The organism is Amycolatopsis sp. NPDC051903, from assembly GCF_044452505.1.
Classification (GTDB): Bacteria; Actinomycetota; Actinomycetes; order Mycobacteriales; family Pseudonocardiaceae; genus Amycolatopsis.
Genome location: NZ_JBITBT010000001.1, coordinates 691150 through 716011, shown reverse-complemented (window position 1 = coordinate 716011; position 24862 = coordinate 691150). Strand labels below are relative to the sequence as shown.

The following is a 24862-nucleotide window of genomic DNA, read 5'->3' as shown; positions in this document are numbered from 1 at the left end:
CGCGCCGCCCCTCGGCCACCGGCGCGGGAACCGGGGCCGAGGGGACGGTGCGCTTACCGCGGGAGAGAAAGGTCGAGGGGTCGTGCGCCAGTGGTCGGCCGATTGCAGCGGGTAGTCGGTCCGGCCGCGCCGGTCCGAGCGGCGCGCAGCCGGGCAGCGCAGGCGCGCGGCACGTGCGTCACCCGCGCAGCGGCGGGGAGGTCTTGCTGACCGCGCCGGTGTCCGGGCGCACCACCTCGCGGTGCTTCGGCGCACGCAGCCGGGCCCACCACGGAGAGCGCGACCTGGTCGCAGGCGTGGATTCGGTCACCCTCACGGTCATGCGTTCACCGTCGTCCCTTCCCGGCAATGCCCTGATACCGTCGAGGCCGGTCGTGCCGGGGAGCGCACGCGGGAGGCCCGGGCCGATATGTTGTGAGCAACAACAAACTACTCCCCGATCGAGTGTCGCAGGTCACAATTCGGCAACGCCCGCTACGAGCGGTAACTTTCACCCGTGCGCCTCGTTCTCGCCTCCCAGTCCCCCGCCCGCCTCGCCCTGCTCCGCTCCGCCGGTTTCGATCCGAGCGTCGTGGTGTCCGGGGTCGACGAAGACGCCGTCGCGGCGTCGCTCACCGACCCGGCCCCCGAGGAACTCGTCACAGCCTTGGCGAGCGCCAAGGGCAACGCCGTCTTCGCCGAGGTGGCCGGCGCGCTCACCGACGCCGTGATCGTGGCGTGCGATTCGATGCTCGACATCGGCGGCGAGATGGTCGGCAAGCCCGGTACGCCCGAGGTGGCACGCCGCCGGTGGGCGGCGATGGCGGGCAACTCCGGCGACCTGCTCACGGGTCACGCCATCATCCGCGTCGAAAGCGGCCACCGCACCAAGGAAGCCACCGGCACGCAGCGCACCACCGTCCACTTCGGACGACCCAGCGAAGAGGAACTCGAGGCGTACATCGCCAGCGGCGAGCCGCTGCAGGTGGCGGGCGCCTTCACGCTCGACGGGCTCGGCGGCTGGTTCGTCGACGGCATCGAGGGCGACCCGTCGAGCGTCATCGGGCTGAGCCTCCCGCTCGTGCGGCGCCTGCTGGCCGAGGTCGGCGTGAGTGTCGTGGACCTCTGGACGCCTCCCACATCCTGAGACAACTTTCACTCCACCGAGTGATCGAAGAAAGTTCATGTTCGGCCCGGATCGGGCCGGAACGGGAACTTTCGACCTCTGGGGTGGCTTCGTGTCTTTCCTCCGCGCGTACACCAAACCTCGTGTCTTCGCGGCCGCGGTGATCGGCTCGCTCGTCGTCGGCGCGGCGCTCGGCGTCCTGGCCAGGACGACGGGCGCCACGACGCTCACCGAAGTGCTGCACCAGATCGGCTCGATCTTCACGACGCTCCTGCAGATCGCGGTGATCCCGCTGGTCTTCACGGCGATCGTGGTCGGCATCACCAGCCTGCGCGGCCTCGGCGGCGGCCGGAAAGCTGCGCGCCTCGGCGGCCGCACCGTGCTGTGGTTCGCCATCACGTCGTTCATCGCGTCGCTCATCGGCATCGTGATCGGCAAGCTGTTCAACCCCGGTTCGGGCGGCCTCGGCGCCGGCGTCGCGGCCACGGCCAAGAACGCCGACAAGGCCGCGAAGAGCGTGAGCAACTGGGGCTCGTGGGACGCCTTCATCGACGGCCTGCTCCCCCAGAACTTCTTCGCCGCCTTCGCCGAGGGCAACACGCTGCAGGTGCTCTTCCTCGCCGTGCTGATCGGCGCCGCCGCCTACAGCCTGGGTGACAAGGCGAAGCCGTTCGTCGACTTCACCACGAGCGTCTTCGAGATCGTGCAGCGCTACCTCGGCTGGATCGTGCGCCTCGCCCCGATCGGCATCGCGGGCCTGATCGGCGCGGCCGTCGCCAACTACGGCGACGCGCTGTTCCGCCCGCTGCTGTCGGCCACAGTCGCGGTGTACGCCGGCTGCCTGCTGGTGCTGTTCGTCGTCTACCCGATCCTGCTGCAGTTCGTGGCGAAGGTCAGCCCGCTGACGTTCTTCGCCAAGGCCGGCACGGCGATCCAGTTCGCGTTCGCTTCGCAGTCGTCCGCCGCGACGCTGCCGCTGACCCGCCAGGCCGCGGTGAACCTCGGGGTCGAACCGTCGTACGCGGCCTTCGCCACCCCGCTCGCCAGTGCGACCAAAATGGACGGTTGCGCCGCCGTGTTCCCGGCCATCGGCGCCATCTTCATCGCCAACCTGTCCGGGGTTTCGCTGAGCATCGGCCAGTACGCGGGCATCGTCGTGGTCGCGGTGCTCGGCGCGCTCGCGACGGCGGGCACCACCGGCTGGCTCACGGCGCTCACCCTCACCACGGCGTTCATCGGCCTCGACGCCAAGCAGGTAGCGCTCGGCATCGCGCTCATCTACTCCGTGAACCCGATCATGGACATGATGCGCACGGCCACCAACGTCGCCGGCCAGATCGTGGTGCCGGCCGTCGTCGCCCGAGGCGAAGGCCTGCTCGACGACACCGTCCGCGACGCCCCGGCGCCGAAGCCCGCCACCCCCGTCACGGCCTGATCCCCCGCGGCGGCTGGGCCGACCCGGTCAGCCGCCGTCCGGGCAGGGCCGCAGTTCCGAAGCCCGCACCTCGATCTCCGGCCAGCCCCGCAGGTCCGAGGGCGCCGTCACCTTCTTCGTGCACCCGATCACCGCGCCGCTCAGCTGGTAGGCCTCCGCGAGCACCGGCGCCGCCTGGCACTTCGGGGTGCCGGGTGTCGCATCGGGACACTCGTGGCGCACGACGATCACGTCCGGACGCCCGTCGGCCGTCGTGTCGAACAGCGAAAGCGTTCCAGCGTCGGCGAAGTAGGGCTTGCCGAAGTCGCGCCACACGCCGTCGGACCCGATCAGCAGCTCGCCGTACGCGCCGCCCGCGCCGTCGACCGCACCGCCCACGGTGCCGCGCACGAGGCACGCCGAGGTCTTGCCGGCGATGCACCGCAGCGACTGCGCGTTCAGCTTCGCGCCCATCGTCGTGATCGCGAGCTCGAACTCCGTGCCCGGCTGCGGTCCGACCTGCACGCGACCCCAGCCGCCCGACGCGTCGGCCAGCAGCACCACGGGCGTGCCGCCCACCGTGACCGCGGCCAGCTGCCGGCACGGGCCCGGACCGCAGGTCGTGGCGGTGGGCGCCGCGGGCTCGGGGATCCCGGACACGCCGGGCGCGGCCACGTCGGCGGGCTTCGGCCGCAGTCCGACGACGACCACGAGCGCCGCCACCGTCACGACGGCGGCGAGCACCGCTGTGAACAGCGCGGATCGGGGGATCCGCACGGTCGAGGTCCGCATATCCGAGACTGTAGGCGACCTTGCGGACGGTGTCCGTCTATGTTGTCCCCGTGACGAACCCCAACCTGCCCCCGGCCCTGTACCTGCCGACGAGCCCGGTCGCCCCGACCACCGACGGCGGCACCGGCGCGAACATCGAGCTGCGCCACACGCCGGACGGCCGCGTCGCGCTCGTCGCGTTCACGTCACTCGAAAAGCTGGTCGAGTGCTGCGGCGAGCACCAGCCGTGGCTCGTGCTCGACACCGCGCACCTGGCGAAGCTCCACCAGGTCAACCCCTACGACGTCATCGTGCTCGACACCGAGCTCCCGGTCGAGCTGCGGCACACCGCGCGGGTATAACCGTCAACAACCGGGTGGTCCAGCTCTCATCCCAGCGGGTATTGCGGTCCGTAGACTCCCGGACACCAGGCAGTGGAGCGCACCGGACACGGGAGGTTACGGGTGACCGAGCAGGACATCGCGAGCACGGGTGGTCCGGTGACCAAGATCCTCGTCGCCAACCGCGGTGAGATCGCGGTCCGAGTGATCAGGGCGGCCAAGGACGCGGGCCTCGCGAGCGTCGCGGTCTACGCCGACCCCGACCGCGACGCACCCCACGTGCGCCTGGCCGACGAAGCTTTCGCGCTCGGCGGTTCGACCGCCGCCGAGAGCTACCTCTCCATCGACAAGATCCTCGACGCCGCGAAGCGCTCCGGCGCGGACTCCGTCCACCCGGGATACGGCTTCCTGTCCGAGAACGCCGAGTTCGCCCAGGCCGTCCTCGACGCCGGGCTCACGTGGATCGGGCCGAGCCCGCAGTCCATTCGGGACCTCGGTGACAAGGTGACCGCGCGGCACATCGCGACGCGCGCCGGCGCGCCACTCGTGCCCGGCACCAAGGAACCGGTGAAGGACGCGAGCGAGATCGTCGCGTTCGCCGACGAGCACGGCCTGCCCGTGGCGATCAAGGCGGCGTTCGGCGGCGGCGGCCGCGGCCTCAAGGTCGCCCGTACCCGTGAGGAAATCCCGGAGCTGTTCGAGTCGGCGACGCGCGAAGCGGTGGCCGCGTTCGGCCGCGGCGAGTGCTTCGTGGAGCGCTACCTCGACAAGCCGCGCCACGTCGAGGCGCAGGTGCTGGCCGACCAGCACGGCAACGCGATCGTGGTCGGCACGCGCGACTGCTCGCTGCAGCGCCGCCACCAGAAGCTCGTCGAGGAGGCGCCCGCGCCGTTCCTGTCCGACGACCAGCGCCGGCGCATCCACGAATCGGCCAAGGCGATCTGCAAGGAAGCCGGGTACTACGGCGCCGGCACCGTCGAGTACCTCGTGGCCACCGACGGCACCATCTCCTTCCTCGAGGTGAACACCCGGCTGCAGGTCGAGCACCCCGTGTCGGAGGAGACGACGGGCCTGGACCTCGTGCGCGAGATGTTCCGCATCGCGCGCGGCGAGAAGCTGCGCATCACCGAAGACCCCGAGCCGCGCGGGCACTCGATCGAATTCCGCATCAACGGCGAGGACGCCGGGCGCGGCTTCCTGCCGGCACCGGGCACGGTCACGAAGTTCATCTCGCCCAACGGTCCCGGCGTGCGCGTCGACTCCGGCGTGGAGTCGGGCAGCGTGATCGGCGGGCAGTTCGACTCGATGCTCGCGAAGCTCATCGTCACCGGTTCCGACCGGACCAACGCGCTCGAACGCAGCCGGCGCGCGCTCGCCGAGTTCGTGGTCGAGGGCATGGCCACGGTGCTGCCGTTCGACCGCGTGATCGTGGACGACCCGGCGTTCATCGGCGACGAGAACGGGTTCAGCGTGCACACCCGCTGGATCGAGACGGAGTTCGACAACAAGATCGAACCGTTCGTGGCTCCTGACGCCGAGGCCGAAGAAGAGGCGCCGCGGCAGAACGTGGTGGTCGAGGTCGGCGGGCGCCGGCTCGAGGTGTCGCTGCCGGGTGGGTTCGCGGTCGAAGGCGCGGGCGGCGGCGCGGCGGCCGCGAAGGCCAAGCCGCGCAAGCGTTCCGGGGGCGCGAAGGCTGCGGTGAGTGGCGACGCGGTCACGGCGCCGATGCAGGGCACCATCGTGAAGATCGCCGTCGAGGACGGGCAGCACGTCGAGGCGGGCGAGCTGATCGTGGTCCTCGAGGCGATGAAGATGGAAAACCCGGTCACGGCACACAAAGCGGGCACCGTCACGGGACTTTCGGTCCAGGTCGGCGCCGCGGTGACCCAGGGCACCCAGCTTCTGGAGCTCAAGGACTGAAGTTGTGCCGAATGTCGTGGGTGGACCAGCCCGCGGCGGCATACCATCGGTGGTGTGAACGAGGTTCCGGCTCCGCAGCTGCGGATCAGCGACCAGGAACGGGAATCCGCGCTGAATGCGCTCGGTGAGCACATGACCGCGGGGCGGATCGACATCGACGAGTACGGCGAGCGCTCGGCTCGCATCACCGCGGCCAAGACGCGGGGCGAGCTGGCCGAGCTGTTCGCCGACCTGCCGGCGCCGCATCCGTCGTACGGGGGTGCGCCGCCCGCGCAGCCTCCGGTGCCGGCCCCGCCGCCGCCCGCCGGAGTCCCGGCGCCGGCGCCGCAGACCGCGGTGGCCCGGCCGGAGGGCTGGTCGGGCGGGCAGCGCTTCACGGCCGCGATCGTCCCGTTGACGTGGATCGCGGCCATCGCGCTGATCGCCACGGGGACGCTGCCGGTGTTTCCGCTGGTCCTCGCGCCGATCGTGCTGAGCATCATCGGCCGCGCGCTGTGGGGCCAGGGCGGTGACCACCGCGGTAACCTCGAACGCCGCCACCGCGAACACCGGCTCGAGCACCGCGAGATGCGGCGCGAGATGCGCGACGAATTCCGTCGCCGCCGCTGGGACCGCTGAGGCCCGTCCGTGTCCGACATGCGTCTCAGCGACGCCGAACGCCAGGACGCACTCGACGTCCTCTCCGAACACGTCCGCACCGGCCGGCTCGACGTCGACGAATACGGCACCCGGTCCGCGAAGGTCACGGCCGCCAAGGTGGTCAGTGACCTGGTGCCGTTGTTCGACGACCTGCCGTCACCGCGGCCGAGCGCGCTGCTGGCCGTGTCCCGCGGCGCCGATCCGGAGCCGGCCCCCGGCCCGTCCTCGGACAGCGCGTTGGTGCGCTTCGCCACGCGCTACGCCGTCGCGATCTCCGTGGTCATCGCGATCGTGGTGCTCGTCCTCTCCCGCGGGCGGCTGCTGCTGGTGTTCGCCCTGCCCATCGCGGTCCTGCTGATCACGGGCTGGCGCCGCCGCTGATCCACCGATCGGTGGACCCCCGCGTCAAAACGGTGGAGCCACCGGCCCGTCCGCAGCTGCGAGAATCGCGCTCATGATGGGTGTGGTGCCGGGTGCCGTGCACCCGGGCGCGGAACGGCGGGCGGGACCGCTGTTCGCCGGGATCGGGCTGGCGGCGCTCGTCGCGTGCACGATCTGGGCGGCGACGAGCGACCACGGCAGCCCGGCGCGGTGGCGGATCACGCTGGCGGTCGCCGCCGCGGCGGCCGGGTGGCTTCTGCTGCTCGTGCCGCTGTTCCCGCGGCGGGCCCGGTATCCGTGGCTCGCCGTCGGCTACTTCGCGGGCCTGCTCGCCGCGGGCGCGGCGCTGGCGACGCTCGTCGACGCGTTCACCGCGTTCGCGTCGATCGGCTACCCCATCGCGTTCGTGCTCTTCCCGGCGCGCTGGTCGATCTTCGCCGTCACCGCGACGGCCGCGGTTCCGTTGCTGGCCAAGGAGATCTGGGGCACGCACACACCGACGCCGGCGTGGGTGTTCGTGGCGTCGGTCGCCGGGCCGATGCTCTACGCCGCGTGGTTCGTCGGTGCGGAGAACGAGAAGCGCCGCCGCGCCAACGCCGCGCTGGCCGAAGCCAACGCGCGCCTCGAAACCGCGCTCGAGGAGAACGCCGGGCTCCACGCGCAGCTGCTCACGCAGGCGCGCGAGGCCGGTGTCCACGACGAACGCCAGCGCCTGGCCCGCGAAATCCACGACACGCTCGCGCAGGGCCTCACCGGCATCGTCACGCAGCTGCAGGCCGCCGACCGCGCGACGTCGGAGGACGCCCGGCAGCGCCACCTCGGGCAGGTCCACACGCTCGCCAAGGACAGCCTCACCGAGGCCCGCCGGGCTGTGCAGGCCCTGCGCCCGGAACCGCTCGCCGACTCGCACCTGCCCAGCGCGCTGGCGGATCTGGCCCGCCGCATCACGGACACCTCCGGCGTCGCGGTGACGGCCGAGACCTCCGGCGAACCCGTGCCGCTGCTGCCGGAGCTGGAGGTGACGCTGTACCGCGTGGCGCAGGAAGCCTTGGCCAACGCGGAAAAGCACGCCCGTGCGCAGCGCATCGCCGTCACGCTCACCTACGCCGGCGACGTCGTGCTCCTCGACGTCCGCGACGACGGCGCCGGCTTCGACCCCGCGTCGCCGGCTCGCGGTGACGGCACGGGCTTCGGCCTGCAGGCGATGCGCCAGCGCGTGCGGCGCGTCGCGGGGACGTTCACCCTCGAGTCCGCGCCCGGCGACGGCACCGCGGTCAACGTCCAGCTGCCGGCGATCGTCGTGAGCGAGCCGGACCGGTGATCCGCGTCCTGCTCACCGACGACCACCCCGTCGTGCGCGACGGCCTGCGCGGCGCGTTCACCGGCTGCGGCGACATCGAAGTCGTCGGCGAAGCGGCCACCGGCGCCGAAGCGCTGGCCTTCGTCGCGCGCCACCGGCCGGACGTCGTGCTGATGGACCTGCGCATGCCCGGGCTCGACGGCGTCAGCGCGATCCGCCGCCTGGCCGCCGAGCACCCGGCCGTCCGCGTCCTGGTCCTCACCACCTACGACTCCGACGCCGACGTGCTGCCCGCGATCGAGGCCGGCGCCACCGGCTACCTCCTCAAGGACGCTCCCGTCGCCGACCTGCAGCACGCCGTGCGCGCCGCCGCGCGCGGCGAACCGGTGCTCGCGCCGAGCGTCGCCGCGCGGCTGATGGCACCGCTGCGCCGCCCCGCCCCGGGCGCGCTGACGTCCCGCGAGCTCGACGTGCTGCGCCTCGTCGCCGGCGGCGCCACCAACCGCGCGGCGGCGAAGCGGCTGTTCATCAGCGAAGCCAGCATCAAAACGCACCTGCTGCACGTTTACGCCAAGCTCGACGTGCCCGACCGGGCGGCCGCCGTCGCGGAGGCCTACCGGCGCGGGCTGCTCCGACCTTCACCTGGTTGCCCGGAAACACCCACGGATTCCTGTTAGCCGGTAACGGTTTCCCGCTCCTGCCGACGGTCCCGGCCACGGCGGCACCGCTGCTGCGCCGGCGCGCCGGTCCGCTCGACGAGGGTGGTGTGCCCGTCATCTCGCAGCGCCGAGGGGCACGGCTTGGTTACCCTCGTGACGTGGAACCCGTGGAGATCAACGCGGGCGCGTACTACCTGCGCCAGCTGCGCGCGGACCGGCACCTCGACGACCGGGTCGCGTTGATGGAGGCGTTCGCGGACCCGGATCACCGGCGGTACGTGCTGAACTACCGGCTGCGCAACGTCGACGAAGCCACCGAGTACATCGCGTTGCGCGCGGCGCAGTGGGCGGGCGACGAGCGCTGCTCGTGGGCCGTCGCGGAGCCGACGACGGGGCGGCTGCTCGGCGAGGTCGGGCTGCGGGACCTGGACTTCACGTTCGGCTTGGCCGAAGCGTCGGTCTGGACGCACCCCGCCGAGCGCGGCCAGGGCATCGCGAGCACGGCGCTCGCCGCGGCGCTGCGCTACGGCTTCGGCGGCCTCGGCCTGCAGGAGATCTGCTACCGCCACGAGGAGAGCAACGCGGTCTCCGCTTCGGTCGCCGCGCGGTGCGGGTTCACGCACGTCGGCGCCGAGCGGACCCCGGCGCCGACCGGCGAGCCGTTGATCCGCTGGATCCGCAAGTCGTGAAAGGCGCCCCGGGCCGGGACCCGGGGCGCCCTGAAAAAATCAGCTGACCGGTTCGATGATCCCGGCGCGGGCCTCCGGCGCGGCCGCCCGCAGCGCGTCGGCCGACTCGTCCGTCGGCTGCGACTGCGACTCGCGCTCGGCCTCCACCCGCGCGGTGTAGACCTCCACCTCGCGCTTGATCGTCTCGGCCGACCAGCCCAGGACCTCACCGGCGAGCCGCGCGACCTGCTCGGCGCAGTCGACGCCCCGGTGGGCGTACTCGATCGAGATCCGCGTGCGGCGGGCGAGCACGTCCTCCAGGTGCAGCGCGCCTTCGTGGCTCGCGGCGTACACGACCTCGACGCCGAGGTAGTCGGGCGCCGACTCGATGGGCTTGAGCAGCTCCGGCTTGCCGTCGGCCAGTGCGAGGACCTCGTGGACGAGCGAGCCGTAGCGGTCGAGCAGGTGCCGCACGCGGTACGGGTGCAGCCCGTGCTCCGCGGCCAGGTGATCGGCCTGGTTGACCAGCGCGTGGTAACCGTCGGCGCCGAGCAGCGGCACTTTGTCCGTGATGGACGACGGCGGCCGGCCCGGCAGGTCGACCACGGCGGCGTCGACGGCGTCGGCCGCCATCACGCGGTACGTCGTGTACTTGCCGCCCGCGATCGCGACCAGACCCGGCGCCACGCGCGCGACGGCGTGCTCGCGCGAGAGCTTCGACGTCTCCTCGCTCTCGCCCGCCAGCAGCGGCCGCAGGCCCGCGTACACGCCTTCGATGTCGTCGTGCGTGAGCGGCGTCGCGAGCACCGAGTTCACGTGCTCGAGGAGGTAGTCGATGTCGTGCTTCGTCGCGGCGGGGTGCGCCAGGTCGAGGTGCCAGTCGGTGTCAGTGGTCCCGACGATCCAGTGGTTGCGCCACGGGATGACGAACAGCACGGATTTTTCAGTGCGCAGGATCAGTCCCGACTCCGAAACGATCCGGTCACGCGGCACCACGATGTGCACGCCCTTGCTCGCGCGCACCCGGAACCGCCCGCGCCCGCCCGACAGGCGCTGCAGCTCGTCGGTCCACACCCCCGTGCAGTTGATCACCGCACCGGCCTGGACCTCCGTCTCACGCCCGTCCTCGACGTCGCGCACGCGCACGCCCGAGATGCGGTCGGCCTCGCGCAGGAACCCGACCACCTGCGTCGACATCCGCACGACCGCGCCGTAGTGCGCGGCGGTGCGGGCGACGGTCATGGTGTGCCGGGCGTCGTCGGACTGCGCATCGTAGTACCGGATCCCCCCGATGAGCGCCGACCTTTTCAACGCGGGCACCATCCGCAATGCACCCGCACGGGTGAGGTGCTTCTGCCCGGGCACGGACCGCGCGCCGCCCATCGTGTCGTACATCAGCAGGCCCGCCGCGGTGTACGGGCGCTCCCAGACGCGGCGGGTGAGCGGGTACAGGAAACTCACCGGTTTGACCAGGTGCGGCGCGATCGTGGTCAGCATCAGCTCGCGCTCGTGGAGCGCCTCGCGCACGAGCCCGAACTCGAGCTGTTCCAGGTAGCGAAGCCCACCGTGGAAGAGTTTGCTCGACCGGCTCGACGTGCCGGACGCCAGGTCACGGGCCTCGATGAGCGCGACGCGCAGGCCACGGGTCGCCGCGTCGAGAGCGGTCCCGGCGCCCACGACGCCACCGCCGATGACGACCAGGTCGAACGTGTCCTTGCCGAGGCGCTGCCAGGATTCCTCACGCGCCGCCGGTCCCAGCTTCGCTTCCGTCACAGCGGCTGCCCTCCTTGCGACTCGCTGTTGTGCACACCCCCAGCATCGCACGAGGACCGAGCGCTCCGCCCGGCCGGAAACTTGTCCGTTCCGGCGAGGCGGAGCAGCATGGGGTTCTCGACGCATCGAGGCGTCGATTTGGGAGGGCAGCGATGAGCGAACAAATCTCTCAACAGTCAAACGCTTGGAGCCGACTGCGCGCCAACGTCGGTGGCGAATTACTCGCGGAATTCCTCGGCACTGCAATCCTCATCGTCCTCGGCTGCGGCTCGGTCGCGCTGGCGGTGGCGGGTCTACCCGGCTCTGGCCGGCAATCTGTCGACTTCGGGGCCGGAAACTGGTTGATCATCGCATTCGGCTGGGGTCTAGCCGTGGTGTTCGCCGTCTACGTCGCTGGCGGGGTCAGCGGCGCGCACATCAATCCCGCGGTGACGCTGGCCTTCGCAGTCCGGCGGAAGTTCCCTTGGCCGAAGGTACTCCCATACTGGTTCGCGCAGGTGGTCGGCGCGCTGGCCGGTGCAGCGGTGGTCTACGCGGTCTACCACGATGCGATCGACGCGTTCAACGCCGCGCAGACCCCGCCGCTGTCGCGGCCCGATTCACTGGCCACCTTCTCGATCTTCGCGACCTTCCCCGCTGAGTACTTCGGCGGCAGCGTCTGGGGACCCCTGATCGACCAGATTGTCGGCACCGCCATCCTGGTTGGCATCATCGCGGCCCTTATCGATACCCGGAACCAGGCTCCGCAGGGCAACATGGCGCCGTTCATGGTCGGCCTGGTCGTGCTGGTGATCGGCCTGACCTACGGCACGAACGCGGGCTACGCGATCAACCCCGCACGTGACTTCGGCCCGCGACTGTTCACCCTGTTCGAGGGATGGGGGAACAAGGCATTCCCTGGCGACGGAGCCTGGTTCAGCAACTACTGGTGGATCCCGATCGCCGGGCCACTCATCGGTGGCGTGGTTGGCATCCTGATCTACGACCTGTTCATCGGCCAGGTCCTCACGGCCCGCGAGAAGGCGGGTGAATTCCTGCCGGAGCCGGGCCGGGTCCCGGAAGAGGAATCGACGGAGAGTCAGCGGACGGCCGCCGAATGACCGGCAAGATCACCGTTTCGGCGGATTTCGCCAGAGCGAGGGGATGACCATGACGTCTTACGTCGCCGCCATCGACCAGGGCACCACTTCGACCCGGTGCATGATCTTCGACCACTCCGGCCACGTCGTGGCCTCGGACCAGCGCGAGCACGAGCAGATCTTCCCCAAGGCCGGCTGGGTCGAGCACAACGCCGAAGAGATCTGGGAGAACACGCGCGCGGTCGCCGGTGGCGCGCTCGCGAAGGCGGACCTGCACACCCGCGACGTGGTCGCGGTCGGCATCACCAACCAGCGTGAGACCACGCTGGTGTGGGACAAGAAAACCGGCAAGCCGGTGTACAACGCGATCGTCTGGCAGGACACGCGGACCGACCGGATCATCACCGCGCTCGGCGAGCTCGGCGGCGGTCAGGAACGCTACCGCGCGAAAACCGGCCTGCCGCTCGCGACGTACTTCTCCGGTCCGAAGATCAAGTGGATCCTCGACAACGTCGACGGCGCCCGCGCCAGGGCCGAGGCCGGTGACCTGCTCTTCGGCAACATGGACACCTGGGTGCTGTGGAACATGACGGGCGGGGCCGACGGCGGCGTGCACGTCACCGACCCGACCAACGCGTCGCGCACCCTGCTGATGGACCTCGGCACGCTGCAGTGGGACGAGGGGATCGCCGCGGACATGGGCATCCCGCTGTCGATGCTGCCCGAGATCCGCTCGTCGTCCGAGGTGTACGGCAACGTGCGCGAGAAGGGTGCGCTCGCCGGCGTGCCCATCGCGGGCATCCTGGGCGACCAGCAGGCCGCGACGTTCGGGCAGGCGTGCCTGTCGCCGGGCGAAGCCAAGAACACCTACGGCACCGGCAACTTCGTGCTGCTCAACACCGGCACGGAGAAGGTGATGTCGGAGAACGGCCTGCTGACCACCGTCTGCTACAAGATCGGCTCCAACGACACGATCTACGCGCTGGAAGGCTCGATCGCCGTCACGGGTTCGCTGGTGCAGTGGCTGCGCGACAACCTGGGCATGATCTCGTCGGCCGCGGAGATCGAGGAGCACGCCCGCCAGGTCGAGGACAACGGCGGCGCGTACTTCGTGCCGGCGTTCTCGGGTCTGTTCGCACCCTACTGGCGCTCGGACGCCCGCGGCGCGATCGTGGGCCTGACGCGGTTCGTCAACAAGGGACACCTCGCCCGCGCGGTGCTCGAGGCGACGGCGTTCCAGTCGCGTGAGGTCATCGACGCGATGAACGCCGACTCCGGCGTGCCGCTGAAGTCGCTCAAGGTCGACGGCGGCATGGTCGTGAACGAGCTGCTCATGCAGTTCCAGGCGGACATCCTCGGCGTGCCGGTGATCCGGCCGGTGGTGGCCGAGACCACGGCGCTGGGCGCCGCGTACGCCGCCGGCCTTGCCGTCGGGTTCTGGAAGTCCGAGGAGGACATCCGCACCAACTGGGCGCAGGACAAGCAGTGGGACCCGGCCATGGACGAGGCCCGCCGCGAATCCGAGTACCGCAACTGGAAGAAGGCGGTGACGAAGACCTTCGACTGGGTCACCGACTGAACCCGGTTTTCCGGTTCGGCCCCGCTCGGTACTCCGGGCGGGGCCGTTCGCGTTTCTGAACAAATGGCGTGGGGTTTCGGCGTATTTTCCATTCAGCGTCGTGAATGGATGTTCACCCATGTGACGCTTCCCGTGGGTTGACTCGAAAATCGTCGCCGAGGTCTTGACCTTCTTGGTTCAGACCACACACACTGTGCTCGCCAGAACCTCCTCCGTCCCCCAAACTGGAGAACCATGTCCACCATTCGTGTGGCTCGGGCTGTCGCGTGCTCCGTCGCGCTGGGAATCGCCGTGTGCCAAGCCGGACCGGCTTCCGCGGCAGCCGCACTCGACCCCGGCGCACCGCCCGGTTCGAACTTCGACCTCTCGGTGTGGGAACTGCAGGAACCCACGGGTTCGCCCGGCAGCCCCACCACGATCTCCCCGTCCCGCCTCGAGGGCGGCTACACGGACAAGTACTTCTACACCGACTCCGGCGACGGTTCCATGACCTTCTGGGACCCCGAAAACGGCGTCACCACGCCGAACTCCAACTACTCGCGCTCCGAACTGCGCGAGATGACGTCCGGCGGCAAGGCCGCCGCCTGGGCGGTGTCCGGCACCCACAAGCTGAACGCGAGCGTGAAGGTCACCGAGGTCCCCGACCACGTGTGCGTCGGCCAGATCCACCTCGCCGAAGGCAGCGGCTCGACGAAACCGCTGGTGGAGCTGTACTACTACAGCAACGGCGACCTCAAGGCCGGCATCGAGAACTCCCCCAGCGGCGGGCAGACGCAGCATTCGCTCGGCAACGTGCCGTTGAACACGAAGTGGTCGTACACGATCAGTCTGACCGGCGGGAACACGATCGGGGTGACGGTGAACGGGAAGACGTCGTCGTTCCCGATGCCGTCTTCGTTCAAGAGCTACCCGATGTACTTCAAGGCCGGGGATTACGACCAGTCGAGCGGGAGCAGTTCAACGGTGGGAGCTCGGGTGCACTTTTATTCGTTGTCTGTTTCGCACAGCTGAAATTCAAGCCTTTTCCACAGCGAGGTGACCCGAAAAGGGGGGAGCAGCCACACCCCGCCCTGCATCCCGATATGAAGCCTTCCTTGCGGTCCGGAGGTTTTGTCAAGACACGCTTTTCGTCTTGACAAAACCTCCGGACCGTAAGACGCTCGGGCTTCGGGATGCTGCCCCAAGTCACGCTTCAATCGCCCGAGCGCACGGCCATTCCTTGAAGCGTTGGCCTCAGGCGCTCCAGCCCTCTTGCGTGCCCGATTGTTCGTTGGGGGCCATCAGCTGGAAGCCCGCGCCCTGGTTGTCCTTGGCCATGAGCATGCGGCCGAAGGGGGTGTCGACGGGGGCCGAGACGATCGTGCCGCCCAGTTCGGGGATGCGGGCGGCGGCCGCGTCGGCGTCGGCGGTCCAGAAGTAGAGCATCCAGCCGGGTTCGTAGTCGGTGCCGGTGGCCTGGCCGAGGCCGCCGACGGGGCGGCCGTCGACGTCCAGCGTGGCGTAGGTGAAGTCCTCGGTGGACAGGTCGCCGAAGGAGTAGCCGAAGACGTCACCGTAGAAGGCCTTCGCGGTGGCGTAGTCGCGGGACATGCACTCGTTCCAGGCCAGCGCGCCGGGCGCCAGGGTGACCTGGGTGCCGAAGTGGCGGCCGGACTGCCACAGGCCGAAGGCGGCGCCCGTCGGGTCGGTGGCGATGGCCATGCGGCCCTCCTCCATCACGTCCATGGGCGGGGCCACGATCCGGCCGCCCGCCTCGATGATCGCGGCCACCGCCTTGTCCACATCGGACACGCCGAGGTACGTGGTCCACACGGCCGGCATGCCCTTCTGCCCGGACGGGGTCTCCCCCACCCCGGCCACCGGTCGCCCGGCCAGCTGCGCCATCCCGTAGAACCCGGTTTCGGCACCGCCGAACTGGATGTCCCAGCCCAGCAGCGCCTGGTAGAACTGCGCGGCCGCGGCGCGGTCCGGCACCATCAGGTCGACCCAGCACGGCGTGCCGTCGGGCCAGCGTTCGTCGCGGAACAACATGTGCGCTCCCCATCGTCGGTTGTGTCAGCGGTCACAGTCTTGCACCGGCTGCCGACAAAACCGCGAACTACCACGAAGGGGCCGCGATCAGTGACCGTCCGCGACGAGCCGCGCGTAGACGATCACATTGTCCACGTAGTTGTGCGCCGACCGGTCGAACGCGCCCCCGCACGTGATCAACCGCAGCTCCGCGTCCGGGGTGTCGCCGTAGACCGCGTCGCTCGGGAACACGTCCTTCGGCACCTGGTCCACCCCGGTCACCTCGAACCGCGCCGTGGTGCCGTCCGCGCGCGCCACCGACACGTCGTCGCCGGGCGCCAGTTCCTTGAGGCGGTAGAAGATCCCCTTCTGCTTGTTGCCGTCCACGTGCCCGAGCACCACGGCGGGCCCGAGCTCACCCGGCGTCGGCGAGTACTCGTACCAGCCGGCCTGCAACGGCGTGCTGACCGGCGGCACCTGCACGGTGTGGTCGGCGTTGAGCCCGAGCGGCACGAGGGTCGAGTGCGCACCGATCTTCGGGATGTCCAGCGAAACCGGCTTCGACTCCGGCATCGCGCTCGACGCCGGCGCCGGCAGCACCACGGAATGCGGCGGCGCGGAGGGCGCAACCTCCGCCGGCGCGGCACAACCCCCGACCACCGCCAGCGCGGCGAGCACCCCCACCACGAGCGTCTTCCTGATCACGACTCCCCCTCCGGGTCCCGGGGCGGCTCCCACCCAACCAGGTGCCGGACCGCGCCCGCCGAAGACCCCACGACTCCCCTCGGGCGGGGCACGCCCGGGCGTTGCGGATACCGCGCCTCGCCACCGTGCCCCAGCGCTCGCCGGCTTCCCCGACGCGAGGAACACGCCGCCGGGCCCGCGCGGGTTGCCCGCAGTGTGACGCGCGCGCACGAAAAAGCCGCCGGGAGTGATTCCCGGCGGCTGGTGATCGTGTTCGGCGCGCTATTCGGCGAGGCTTCCGTCGCCGGCTTTCGCCGCGCCCGACGGTACTCGGGCCACCTGGGCGGCCGGCACGGAGAACGTGGTGCTGTAGGACTTCCCGGCGCACGACACGGTGAGCGGGTACGTGCCGGCGGCCGTGCCCGGCGCGAGGTCGGCGCCGGCGCTCACCGTCGCCTGGACGCCGATGAACGGTCCGAAGTCGTAGTCGGCGAACTTCAGTACGGGCGAGCTGAACGTCGTCGAGCCGGCCTTGGCGCCGGGGCAGTCGGCGAGGGCGACGTTCGCCTCGCCGCGCTGGTACTTGCCGACCATGCCGTGCAGCGCCACCGTGTCCTGGTTCAGCTGCACGGTCACGGCCGGGGCCGCCGGCGCGGGCGCGGCGGCCGGGCCACCCGTCGCCGCCACCGCCTGGCCGGCCACCGCGATCGTCCCGATCGTCACCGCCGCAACGAAAACCGCCCTCTTGCGCACCCTCGGCCCCTTGTCCCGCGTCGCCATCAGCCTGTCACCGCACAAGACGCGGCGAACCGCACCGGGTTGCGCGGACCGGAAAAATCAGTCGAGATCGTCGTGCCGCATCAGCTGACGGCCCGCTTCGGTGATCGAGCCGCTCAGCGACGGGTACACCGAGAACGTCAGCGCCAGGTGGTCCACCGTCAGCTGGTTCTGCACCGCGAGCGCGATCGGCAGGATCAGCTCGCTCGCCGACGGCGCCACGACGACCCCGCCGACCACCACCCCGGTGGCGGGGCGGCAGAAGAGCTTCACGAAACCGCGGCGCAGGCCTTCCATCTTGGCGCGCGCGTTGGTGGCCAGCGGCAGCATGATCGTGCGCGCGGGCACCTCACCGGAGTCGATGGCGTGCTGGCTGATGCCGACCGTCGCGATCTCCGGGTGCGTGAACACGTTGGCGGCCACGGTCTTCAGCTTGATCGGCGCGACGCCTTCGCCCAGCGCGTGCCACATCGCGATGCGGCCCTGCATGCTCGCCACGGACGCGAGCATCAGCACGCCGGTGCAGTCACCCGCCGCGTAGATGCCGGGGACGGTCGTGCGCGACACGCGGTCGACGGTGATGAACCCGCCGGGGCCGGGCTCGATGCCCACGCGGTCGAGGCCGATGTCGGAGGTGTTCGGAATGGACCCGACGGTCATCAGCGCGTGGCTGGCCTCGATCACGCGGCCGTCGGTCAGGTGGACCGCCACGCCCTTCTCGGTGCGCTCCACGCGCTCGGCGCGCGCGTGCTTGGCGACGGTGGTGCCGCGCTGCGAGAAGACCTCTTCGAGCACCGCGGCGGCGTCGGCGTCCTCGTGGGGCAACACGCGGTCGCGGCTGGACACCACCGTGACCTTCACACCCATCTCGGTGTACGCGGAGGCGAACTCGGCGCCGGTGACCCCCGACCCGATCACGGCGAGGTGCTCGGGCAGCTCGGTGAGGTCGTAGAGCTGGCGCCAGTCGAGGATGCGCTCGCCGTCCGGCACCGCGCCGGGCAGCACGCGCGGGGTGGCGCCGGTGGAGATGAGGACGACGTCGGCCTGCAGCGCTTCGGCGGTGCCGTCGACGTGGGTGACGGCGACCTTGTGGGTGGCCAGGCCCGGCTCGTCGTCGCAGAAGCGCGCGGTGCCGTTGATCACGCGCACGCCCTCGCGCTGCACGCGCGCGCGGATGTCGGCCGACTGCGCGAGCGCGAGGCCCTTCACCCGGCCGTGGACGGTCGGGAGGTCGACGCTCGTGTCGGCGAGGTCGGTGTTGATGCCCAGCTCACCGAGGTCGTGCATCTTGGCCAGCGCGCCGGAGGAGGCGATGAACGTCTTCGAGGGGACGCAGTCGTAGAGGACGCACGCACCGCCCAGACCGTCGCGTTCGACAATCGTCACGTCGGCGCCGTGCTGCGCGGCGACCAAGGCGGCTTCGTAACCCGCCGGGCCCCCGCCCATGATCACGATCCTGGTCACCTGAGGTCCTCCTCGATACGCCTGTGGCCGGTGGGTCCAACGGTACGCGGCGGGGTCCGGCGGAATTCACTGACGGGCTTCGTCCCCGGACAGGGCATGTGCATCCGCTCGTGCGGCGAGAGGTCGCTACGCTGTCCGAGTGCCGTTGTATGCCGCTTACGGATCGAACATGGAGCCCGCCCAGATGCTGGAGCGCGCCCCGCACTCACCGATGGCCGGCACCGGCTGGCTGGAGGGCTGGCGCCTGACCTTCGGCGGCGAGGACCTCGGCTGGGAAGGCGCGCTGGCCACGATCGTCGAAGACGCGGCCTCACGCGTGTTCGTCGTGCTCTACGACGTGACCTCGCTGGACGAAACCGGCCTCGACCGCTGGGAAGGCGGCGAGCTCGGCATCCACACCAAGATCCGGCTGCGCGTCCAGACCATGGACGGGTCCGCGCTGGCCTGGCTGTACGTCCTCGACGCCTACGAGGGCGGCCTCCCCTCCGCGCGCTACCTCGGTGTGCTCGCCGACGCGGCCGAAGCGGCGGGCGCCCCGGCCGACTACGTGGACGACCTGCGCACCCGCCCCTGCTCCGGCATCACCGGCTGAAGTTACCCACAGGCGCCCGGCGCCCTGTGGACAACTCGGCGGATCCGCGCATCCACCAGGGGATCGTGAACGACCTTCGGCATCGTCCGGTAAAGCTCTGACGGCGGTTCACGTTTTATGGGTGAGACAGTTTGTTCTGCCCGCCGCACGCGAGTTGTCGAACATGCTTATAGGCGTACGAAAACCGTTGGGACACAAGGTAAAACGGCGTTATTGTCCATGCCGCGGGCAGTCGAGAAATGACGTCGTGCTCACCGCGGGTGAATAATTCGGCCTGGACTTCGGCCCGGGTTAACAAGACTGGGTGAATTGCCGCTCAGGCGTGCTCCGGAAGGGTGAAATCCACCCGCCTGAGTTATCCACAGCGCGCGAGAGCCTGTGGATAACTCAGGCGGGTGGGGATGGTTCGAGCGGCCCGGCGGGGGTGCGCCGGGCACTCCCGGCGCACCCGGCTCAAGCGAGCGTCGCCAGCGCCGTGTGCACCAGCGTCCGCACGCCGACCAGCAGAGCCCGCTCGTCGAGCGTGAAGGTCGGGCGGTGGATGTCCGCCTGCGGGGCGGGCGGGCCGGGCCACACGCCGAGGCGGGCGAAGCCGCCCTGGACGTGCTCGAGGTACCAGCCGAAGTCCTCGCCACCCGAGGACTGTTCCGTGGGAGCCAGGCCCGCTTCGCCGACCGCGGCCTCGACGCCGGCGCGCATGAGCGCCGTGGACTCCGGGTCGGAGACGACCGGGGGCACCCCGCGGCGGTAGTCGAGGGAGAAGCCGACGCCGGTCGGGGCCAGCAGCGATTCGACGGACGCCGCGACCAGCGGTTCGAGGGACTTCCAGACCTCGTGGTCGGCCGTGCGCAGCGTGCCGCGCAGGACCCCGTCCTGGGGCACGGCGTTGGCGGCCTGGCCGGCGTGCACGGCGCCCCACACGAGGACCGTGCCGGAGCGCGGGTCGATGCGGCGCGACAGCACCGACGGCAGCGACGTGATGACCGTGCCCAGCGCGTACACCAAGTCCGCGGTGAGGTGCGGCCGCGACGTGTGCCCACCGGGCGAGGTCAGGCGGAGCTCGATGAGGTCGGCGGCCGACGTCAGCGCGCCCACGCGCGTGCCGACCTTGCCGACCTCCAGCCGCGGGTCGCAGTGCAGGCCGTAGATCCGCTCGACGCCGTCGAGGGCGCCCGCCGCGATCATGTCCAGCGCGCCGCCGGGCATGACCTCCTCGGCGGGCTGGAAGATCAGCCGCACGCGGCCGGGCAGCTCGGGCGCGCCGGCCAGCGCGCGGGCGGCGCCCAGCAGGATCGCGGTGTGCGCGTCGTGCCCGCACATGTGGGCCGCACCCTCCGTGGTGGAGGAGTACGGGAGGCCGGTGTCTTCCGTGAGCGGCAGGGCGTCCATGTCGGCGCGCAGCGCGACGCAGCGCTCGCCCTGGCCGATGTCGCACACCACCCCCGTGCCACCGGGCAGGACCCACGGCTTGAGGCCGACGGTGCGCAGCACCGACACGACCAGCTCCGTCGTCGCGAACTCGTGCCGCGACAGCTCCGGGTGGGCGTGGATGTGCCGGCGCCACGCCAGCACGTCGGTGGCGTTGGCGCGCAGCCAATCGTCCAGCCAGAACGGGCCGCGGCCCGCACCGAGATCCTCCACAGGAGCCATGCTGACGCCGGCTTCGGTGATCAGCGAGGCAGGCGCCTCGATCGGGTTGGCGAGGCGACCGTCGGGGTCGCCGGGAACGTCCGGTCGTGAATCCAGCACCGTCACGCCGCACCTCCTCCCGCAACACGGGTGGCCCGAGCAGCGCCGGGGGTCACGCAACGTGCCGTTCGATCTGTCGTACGCATTTGCAGATGATCGTGCACCATGCAGGTGGCAACCCGCTCGCCGCGAACCGGGACCCGAGACGGCCGGTACCGGATCTGCGTTGAACGGCCGTGGTGACTTCAGTCAGGGTGAACGGTACCCGCTCAGTCGCCCTTCTTGCGCTTGGCACGAGTCCGGCGGCCGAAGAACACGATCACCAGCAGCACGACGGCGATCCCGCCCGCGATCAGCTTGTTGCGGCTCTTCTGGGCGTTGGCCTTGTCCGTCTGCGTCGGGTCGAGCACCGGCCCCGGCTGCGTCTGCCGCGGCGCCGGGAGCAGCGCTTCCGCGGGCGCGGTCACCCTCGCGACCTGCGCCGCGGCGGGCGCGCCCGCCGTTTCGACGACGGCCGCCTGTGCCGGCGCCGCCCACAGCAGCAGCACTCCCAGCAGGCCGGCCAGCAGCAGTCCCCGCACCTTCGCCATGACATCCCTTCTACGGCACTGGCCTGCATTCTGCCCGCCGAACCCCCGCCCCGTCAGCCGCCACGCGGTGTTTCACGCCCCGCTCACCCCGCGGCGACGCCCGCCGATCGCACCTTCGCACGGTGACCGGTCGTAACGGAGCGTGGAGCGGTCATGAGGTCAGACCAAAGTCAGTTCGGGGGACCGTTCGTCAGCCGAACGGGGTGAGCGGTCAACCGTCGGTAGGCCGCCGGGCCGATGAGCGGTCAGCCGTCGGTGGGCTCCGCGAACGCCGAGAGGATCCGCTCGGCGCCCAGCGTCGCGGTCAGGGAACCCTCGCGGACCGCGCGTTCGACGTCGGCCACCTGGGCGCGCACGGACGGGTGCGCGGTCAGCCGATCGAGGAGCTGTTCGCGGACCATGGCCCACGTCCAGTCCACTTGCTGCTGACGGCGGCGGGCCGTCAGCTCCCCCGACTCCTGCATGAGGTCGCGGTGCCGGCCGATCTCCGCCCACACCTCGTCGAGGCCGACGTCCTCCAGGGCGCTGCACGTCAGCACCGGCGGCGTCCACGGCGCGTCCTTGCCGTAGATCATCCGCAGCGCGCCCGACAGCTCGCGGGCCGCCCGCGCGGCGTCGCGGGCGTGCGCCCCGTCGGCCTTGTTGACGGCGATGACGTCCGCCAGCTCCAGCACACCCTTCTTGATGCCCTGCAGCTGATCACCGGTGCGGGCGAGCGTCAGGAAGAGGAAGCAGTCGACCATGTTGGCCACCGTGACCTCGGACTGCCCGACGCCGACGGTCTCCACGAGCACGACGTCGAAGCCCGCCGCCTCCATCAGCACGATCGTCTCGCGCGTCGCCCGCGCGACCCCGCCCAGCGTGCCCGAGGTGGGCGACGGCCGGATGAACGCGCGCTCGTCCACGGCCAGCCGGGCCATGCGGGTCTTGTCGCCGAGGATCGAGCCGCCCGTGCGGGTCGACGACGGGTCCACGGCGAGCACGGCGACGCGGTGGCCCGTCGCCGTCAGGTCCGTGCCGAGCTGGTCGATGAAGGTCGACTTGCCGACGCCGGGCACCCCCGTGATGCCGACGCGCTGGGCGCCACCGGCGTGCGGCAGCAGCTCGACCAGCAGTTCCTGCGCCTGCGCCCGGTGGTCGGCGCGGTGCGACTCGACCAGCGTGATCGCCTTCGACAGGGTGCCGCGGTCGCCCGCGAGCACCCCCTTGGCGTAGGCGGCGACGTCGATCTTGCGCGGCAAGGCTCAGGACTCCTGGTGCACGAGCTGCTCGAGCAGGCCGATCGCCGCGTCGGCGATGACCGTGCCCGGGCCGAAGATCGCGGCCGCGCCGGCGGCGCGCAACTCGTCGTAGTCCTGCGGTGGGATGACGCCGCCCACCACGACCATGATGTCCGAGCGCCCCAGCTGAGCCAGCTCGTGCCGCAGGGCCGGCACGAGCGACAGGTGCCCGGCGGCCAGCGACGACACGCCGATCACGTGCACGTCGGCCTCGGAAGCCTGCCGCGCGACCTCGCCCGGCGTGGAGAACAGCGGGCCGACGTCGACGTCGAAGCCCAGGTCCGCGAAGCCGGTGGCGATCACCTTCTGGCCGCGGTCGTGGCCGTCCTGGCCCATCTTCGCGATCAGGATGCGCGGCCGGCGCCCCTCGTCCTCGGCGAACCGCTCGACGAGCGCGCGCGCCTTCTCGACGTTGTCCGACTTCCCCACCTCTTCCCGGTACACGCCGGAGATCGTGCGGATCTGCCCGGAGTGGCGGCCCCAGATCTTCTCCAGCGCGTCGGAGATCTCGCCGACGGTGGCCTTCGCGCGCGCCGCGTCGATGGCCAGCGCGAGCAGGTTCCCGCCGTTGCGGGCACCTTCGGTCAGCCGGCGCAACGCGTCCTCGGTGGCCTGTCCGTCGCGCTCGGCGCGCAGCCGGCTCAGCTTCTCCAGCTGTTGTGCGCGAACGCCCGCGTTGTCGACCTTGAGCACGTCGATCTGCTCGTCGTCGGTCACGCGGTACTTGTTCACGCCGATCACGGGCTGGCGGCCGGAGTCGATGCGCGCCTGCGTGCGGGCGGCCGCCTCCTCGATGCGCAGCTTCGGGATGCCCTCGTCGATCGCGCGCGCCATGCCGCCCGCGCTCTCGACCTCAGTGATGTGCGCCCACGCCTTGCGCGCCAGGTCGTAGGTCAGCTTCTCGACGAACGCGCTGCCGCCCCACGGGTCGATCACGCGCGTGGTGCCGGACTCCTGCTGCAGCAGCAGCTGCGTGTTGCGGGCGATGCGCGCGGAGAAGTCCGTGGGCAGCGCGAGCGCCTCGTCGAGCGCGTTGGTGTGCAGCGACTGCGTGTGCCCCTGGGTCGCGGCCATCGCCTCGACGCAGGTGCGGGTGACGTTGTTGTAGACGTCCTGCGCGGTCAGCGACCAGCCCGACGTCTGCGAGTGCGTCCGCAGCGAAAGCGACTTCTCACTCTTCGGGTCGAACTGCTTCACGAGCTTCGCCCACAGCAGCCGCGCGGCGCGCAGCTTCGCGACCTCCATGAAGAAGTTCATGCCGATGGCCCAGAAGAACGAGAGCCGCGGCGCGAACTTGTCCACGTCCAGCCCGGCGTCGACGCCCGCGCGGAGGTACTCGACGCCGTCGGCCAGCGTGTACGCCAGCTCCAGATCGGCGGTCGCCCCGGCTTCCTGCATGTGGTAGCCGGAGATGGAGATCGAGTTGTACTTCGGCATGTGCTGCGAGGTGAACGCGAAGATGTCCGAAATGATCCGCATCGACGGCTGCGGCGGGTAGATGTAGGTGTTGCGGACCATGAACTCCTTGAGGATGTCGTTCTGGATGGTCCCCGCGAGCTGCTCCGGCTTCACCCCCTGCTCCTCAGCCGCGACGACGTAGAGCGCGAGCACCGGCAGCACGGCGCCGTTCATCGTCATCGACACGCTCATCTTGTCGAACGGGATGCCGTCGAAGAGCTGGCGCATGTCGTAGATCGAGTCGATCGCCACGCCCGCCATGCCGACGTCACCGGACACGCGCGGGTGGTCGGAGTCGTAACCGCGGTGCGTGGCCAGGTCGAACGCGACCGACAGGCCCTTCTGCCCGGCCGCGAGGTTGCGGCGGTAGAAGGCGTTGGACTCCTCGGCGGTGGAGAACCCCGCGTACTGGCGGATCGTCCACGGCTGGTTCACGTACATCGTGGGGTACGGCCCGCGCAGGAACGGCGCGATGCCCGGGTACGTGTCCAGGAAGTCCACATCGGACAGATCCGCCGCGGTGTACACGAGCTTGATGCCGATGCCCTCCGGCGTCTCCCAGGCCAGCGCGTCGGGGCCCTTGCCGGTGGCGTCCTGCACGGCTTGCGCCCACGCGGCGCGGTCCCCCGGCTCGGGGGTGCCGAGCGGGACGTCGGCGAAGTTCGGAATGCTCATGCCGCCGCCTCCCC

General features: G+C 70.8%; 24 protein-coding genes. 13 read left to right on the top strand and 11 right to left on the bottom strand.

Translation table 11 applies throughout. The features are described 5' to 3' along the window. Positions 1-178 precede the first annotated feature (178 nt). Positions 179-322 (bottom strand): hypothetical protein, encoded by a 144-nt coding sequence (locus ACIA77_RS03635; protein ID WP_395884179.1) that lies wholly within the window; start codon positions 320-322, stop codon positions 179-181. A 174-nt stretch (positions 323-496) separates the two neighbouring features. Here ACIA77_RS03635 and ACIA77_RS03630 point away from each other — a divergent pair, with 174 nt between their 5' ends. Both ACIA77_RS03630 and ACIA77_RS03625 read left to right on the top strand, forming a co-directional pair. After that, positions 497-1126, top strand: a complete 630-nt coding sequence (locus ACIA77_RS03630; RefSeq protein ID WP_395884178.1) for a Maf family protein — start codon at positions 497-499, stop codon at positions 1124-1126. Positions 1127-1217: 91 nt separating this feature from the next. Further along, positions 1218-2540: a dicarboxylate/amino acid:cation symporter gene (locus ACIA77_RS03625; protein ID WP_395884177.1), complete on the top strand. Its 1323-nt coding sequence runs from the start codon at positions 1218-1220 to the stop codon at positions 2538-2540. 27 nt (positions 2541-2567) lie between these two features. Here the strand turns inward: ACIA77_RS03625 and ACIA77_RS03620 are convergent, their stop codons facing one another. After that, entirely contained in the window at positions 2568-3311 is a 744-nt protein-coding gene (locus tag ACIA77_RS03620; RefSeq protein ID WP_395884176.1) for a hypothetical protein, read from the bottom strand. A gap of 50 nt (positions 3312-3361) precedes the next feature. Here ACIA77_RS03620 and ACIA77_RS03615 point away from each other — a divergent pair, with 50 nt between their 5' ends. The 7 genes from ACIA77_RS03615 to ACIA77_RS03585 all read left to right on the top strand — a co-directional run bounded on the left by ACIA77_RS03615 (position 3362) and on the right by ACIA77_RS03585 (position 9219). Further along, positions 3362-3652 (top strand): SAV_915 family protein, encoded by a 291-nt coding sequence (locus tag ACIA77_RS03615; protein ID WP_395884175.1) that lies wholly within the window; start codon positions 3362-3364, stop codon positions 3650-3652. A 102-nt stretch (positions 3653-3754) separates the two neighbouring features. After that, entirely contained in the window at positions 3755-5551 is a 1797-nt protein-coding gene (locus ACIA77_RS03610; RefSeq protein ID WP_395884174.1) for an acetyl/propionyl/methylcrotonyl-CoA carboxylase subunit alpha, read from the top strand. Between the two features lie 54 nt (positions 5552-5605). Continuing rightward, complete coding sequence (locus ACIA77_RS03605) at positions 5606-6169, top strand: DUF1707 domain-containing protein (protein ID WP_395884173.1); 564 nt, start codon at positions 5606-5608, stop codon at positions 6167-6169. A gap of 9 nt (positions 6170-6178) precedes the next feature. Beyond that, entirely contained in the window at positions 6179-6571 is a 393-nt protein-coding gene (locus ACIA77_RS03600) for a DUF1707 domain-containing protein (protein ID WP_395884172.1), read from the top strand. Between the two features lie 73 nt (positions 6572-6644). Beyond that, the gene (locus tag ACIA77_RS03595; protein ID WP_395884171.1) at positions 6645-7892 is read left to right on the top strand and encodes a sensor histidine kinase; all 1248 of its coding nucleotides are present in this window, start codon (positions 6645-6647) and stop codon (positions 7890-7892) included. Continuing rightward, complete coding sequence (locus ACIA77_RS03590; protein WP_395884170.1) at positions 7889-8548, top strand: response regulator; 660 nt, start codon at positions 7889-7891, stop codon at positions 8546-8548. The genes ACIA77_RS03595 and ACIA77_RS03590 overlap by 4 nt, the downstream gene beginning before the upstream one ends. 140 nt (positions 8549-8688) lie before the next feature. Next, a complete protein-coding gene (locus tag ACIA77_RS03585) occupies positions 8689-9219 on the top strand; it encodes a GNAT family N-acetyltransferase (protein WP_395884169.1) in 531 nt (176 codons plus the stop codon). A gap of 39 nt (positions 9220-9258) precedes the next feature. Here the strand turns inward: ACIA77_RS03585 and ACIA77_RS03580 are convergent, their stop codons facing one another. Beyond that, positions 9259-10971, bottom strand: coding sequence for a glycerol-3-phosphate dehydrogenase/oxidase (locus ACIA77_RS03580; RefSeq protein ID WP_395884168.1), 1713 nt, complete (start codon positions 10969-10971; stop codon positions 9259-9261). Positions 10972-11123: 152 nt separating this feature from the next. On the opposite strand from ACIA77_RS03580, the gene ACIA77_RS03575 reads away from it, so the two are divergent. The 3 genes from ACIA77_RS03575 (at position 11124) to ACIA77_RS03565 (ending at position 14640) form a co-directional block, all read left to right on the top strand. Further along, positions 11124-12071 carry an MIP/aquaporin family protein gene (locus ACIA77_RS03575; protein WP_395884167.1) on the top strand — a complete coding sequence of 316 codons (948 nt, stop codon included), beginning with the start codon at positions 11124-11126 and terminating at the stop codon, positions 12069-12071. A 49-nt stretch (positions 12072-12120) separates the two neighbouring features. Further along, entirely contained in the window at positions 12121-13629 is a 1509-nt protein-coding gene (glpK, locus tag ACIA77_RS03570) for a glycerol kinase GlpK (RefSeq protein ID WP_395884166.1), read from the top strand. 234 nt (positions 13630-13863) lie between these two features. After that, positions 13864-14640: a polysaccharide lyase family 7 protein gene (locus ACIA77_RS03565; protein WP_395884165.1), complete on the top strand. Its 777-nt coding sequence runs from the start codon at positions 13864-13866 to the stop codon at positions 14638-14640. A gap of 222 nt (positions 14641-14862) precedes the next feature. On the opposite strand, the gene ACIA77_RS03560 is transcribed toward ACIA77_RS03565, so the two are convergent. The 4 genes from ACIA77_RS03560 to ACIA77_RS03545 all read right to left on the bottom strand — a co-directional run bounded on the left by ACIA77_RS03560 (position 14863) and on the right by ACIA77_RS03545 (position 18564). Further along, positions 14863-15660: a VOC family protein gene (locus tag ACIA77_RS03560; RefSeq protein ID WP_395884164.1), complete on the bottom strand. Its 798-nt coding sequence runs from the start codon at positions 15658-15660 to the stop codon at positions 14863-14865. Between the two features lie 87 nt (positions 15661-15747). Further along, positions 15748-16344, bottom strand: a complete 597-nt coding sequence (locus ACIA77_RS03555; protein ID WP_395884163.1) for a class F sortase — start codon at positions 16342-16344, stop codon at positions 15748-15750. Between the two features lie 261 nt (positions 16345-16605). Then, the gene (locus ACIA77_RS03550; protein ID WP_395884162.1) at positions 16606-17076 is read right to left on the bottom strand and encodes a hypothetical protein; all 471 of its coding nucleotides are present in this window, start codon (positions 17074-17076) and stop codon (positions 16606-16608) included. A gap of 84 nt (positions 17077-17160) precedes the next feature. Next, entirely contained in the window at positions 17161-18564 is a 1404-nt protein-coding gene (locus tag ACIA77_RS03545; protein WP_395884161.1) for an NAD(P)H-quinone dehydrogenase, read from the bottom strand. A 139-nt stretch (positions 18565-18703) separates the two neighbouring features. Between ACIA77_RS03545 and ACIA77_RS03540 the strand changes: the two genes are divergently transcribed. Then, the gene (locus ACIA77_RS03540; protein ID WP_395884160.1) at positions 18704-19156 is read left to right on the top strand and encodes a gamma-glutamylcyclotransferase; all 453 of its coding nucleotides are present in this window, start codon (positions 18704-18706) and stop codon (positions 19154-19156) included. A gap of 453 nt (positions 19157-19609) precedes the next feature. On the opposite strand, the gene ACIA77_RS03535 is transcribed toward ACIA77_RS03540, so the two are convergent. The 4 genes from ACIA77_RS03535 to scpA form a co-directional block, all read right to left on the bottom strand. After that, positions 19610-20911 (bottom strand): amidohydrolase, encoded by a 1302-nt coding sequence (locus tag ACIA77_RS03535; RefSeq protein ID WP_395884159.1) that lies wholly within the window; start codon positions 20909-20911, stop codon positions 19610-19612. A 203-nt stretch (positions 20912-21114) separates the two neighbouring features. Next, on the bottom strand, positions 21115-21435 hold the full coding sequence (locus tag ACIA77_RS03530; RefSeq protein WP_395884158.1) for a hypothetical protein: 321 nt from the start codon (positions 21433-21435) through the stop codon (positions 21115-21117). Positions 21436-21680: 245 nt separating this feature from the next. After that, entirely contained in the window at positions 21681-22676 is a 996-nt protein-coding gene (meaB, locus tag ACIA77_RS03525; RefSeq protein ID WP_395884157.1) for a methylmalonyl Co-A mutase-associated GTPase MeaB, read from the bottom strand. A gap of 3 nt (positions 22677-22679) precedes the next feature. After that, the gene (gene scpA, locus ACIA77_RS03520) at positions 22680-24848 is read right to left on the bottom strand and encodes a methylmalonyl-CoA mutase (RefSeq protein WP_395884156.1); all 2169 of its coding nucleotides are present in this window, start codon (positions 24846-24848) and stop codon (positions 22680-22682) included. Positions 24849-24862: the final 14 nt, after the last annotated feature.

What these genes read in the sequence shown, in the direction of transcription:
- ACIA77_RS03635 (WP_395884179.1), bottom strand. Translation starts at nt 322, where the DNA reads ATGACCGTGAGGGTGACCGAATCCACGCCTGCGACCAGGTCGCGCTCT.
- ACIA77_RS03620 (WP_395884176.1), bottom strand. Translation starts at nt 3,311, where the DNA reads ATGCGGACCTCGACCGTGCGGATCCCCCGATCCGCGCTGTTCACAGCG.
- ACIA77_RS03595 (WP_395884171.1), top strand. Translation starts at nt 6,645, where the DNA reads ATGATGGGTGTGGTGCCGGGTGCCGTGCACCCGGGCGCGGAACGGCGG.
- ACIA77_RS03575 (WP_395884167.1), top strand. Translation starts at nt 11,124, where the DNA reads ATGAGCGAACAAATCTCTCAACAGTCAAACGCTTGGAGCCGACTGCGC.
- glpK (WP_395884166.1), top strand. Translation starts at nt 12,121, where the DNA reads ATGACGTCTTACGTCGCCGCCATCGACCAGGGCACCACTTCGACCCGG.
- ACIA77_RS03565 (WP_395884165.1), top strand. Translation starts at nt 13,864, where the DNA reads ATGTCCACCATTCGTGTGGCTCGGGCTGTCGCGTGCTCCGTCGCGCTG.
- ACIA77_RS03560 (WP_395884164.1), bottom strand. Translation starts at nt 15,660, where the DNA reads ATGTTGTTCCGCGACGAACGCTGGCCCGACGGCACGCCGTGCTGGGTC.
- ACIA77_RS03530 (WP_395884158.1), bottom strand. Translation starts at nt 21,435, where the DNA reads ATGGCGAAGGTGCGGGGACTGCTGCTGGCCGGCCTGCTGGGAGTGCTG.
- scpA (WP_395884156.1), bottom strand. Translation starts at nt 24,848, where the DNA reads ATGAGCATTCCGAACTTCGCCGACGTCCCGCTCGGCACCCCCGAGCCG.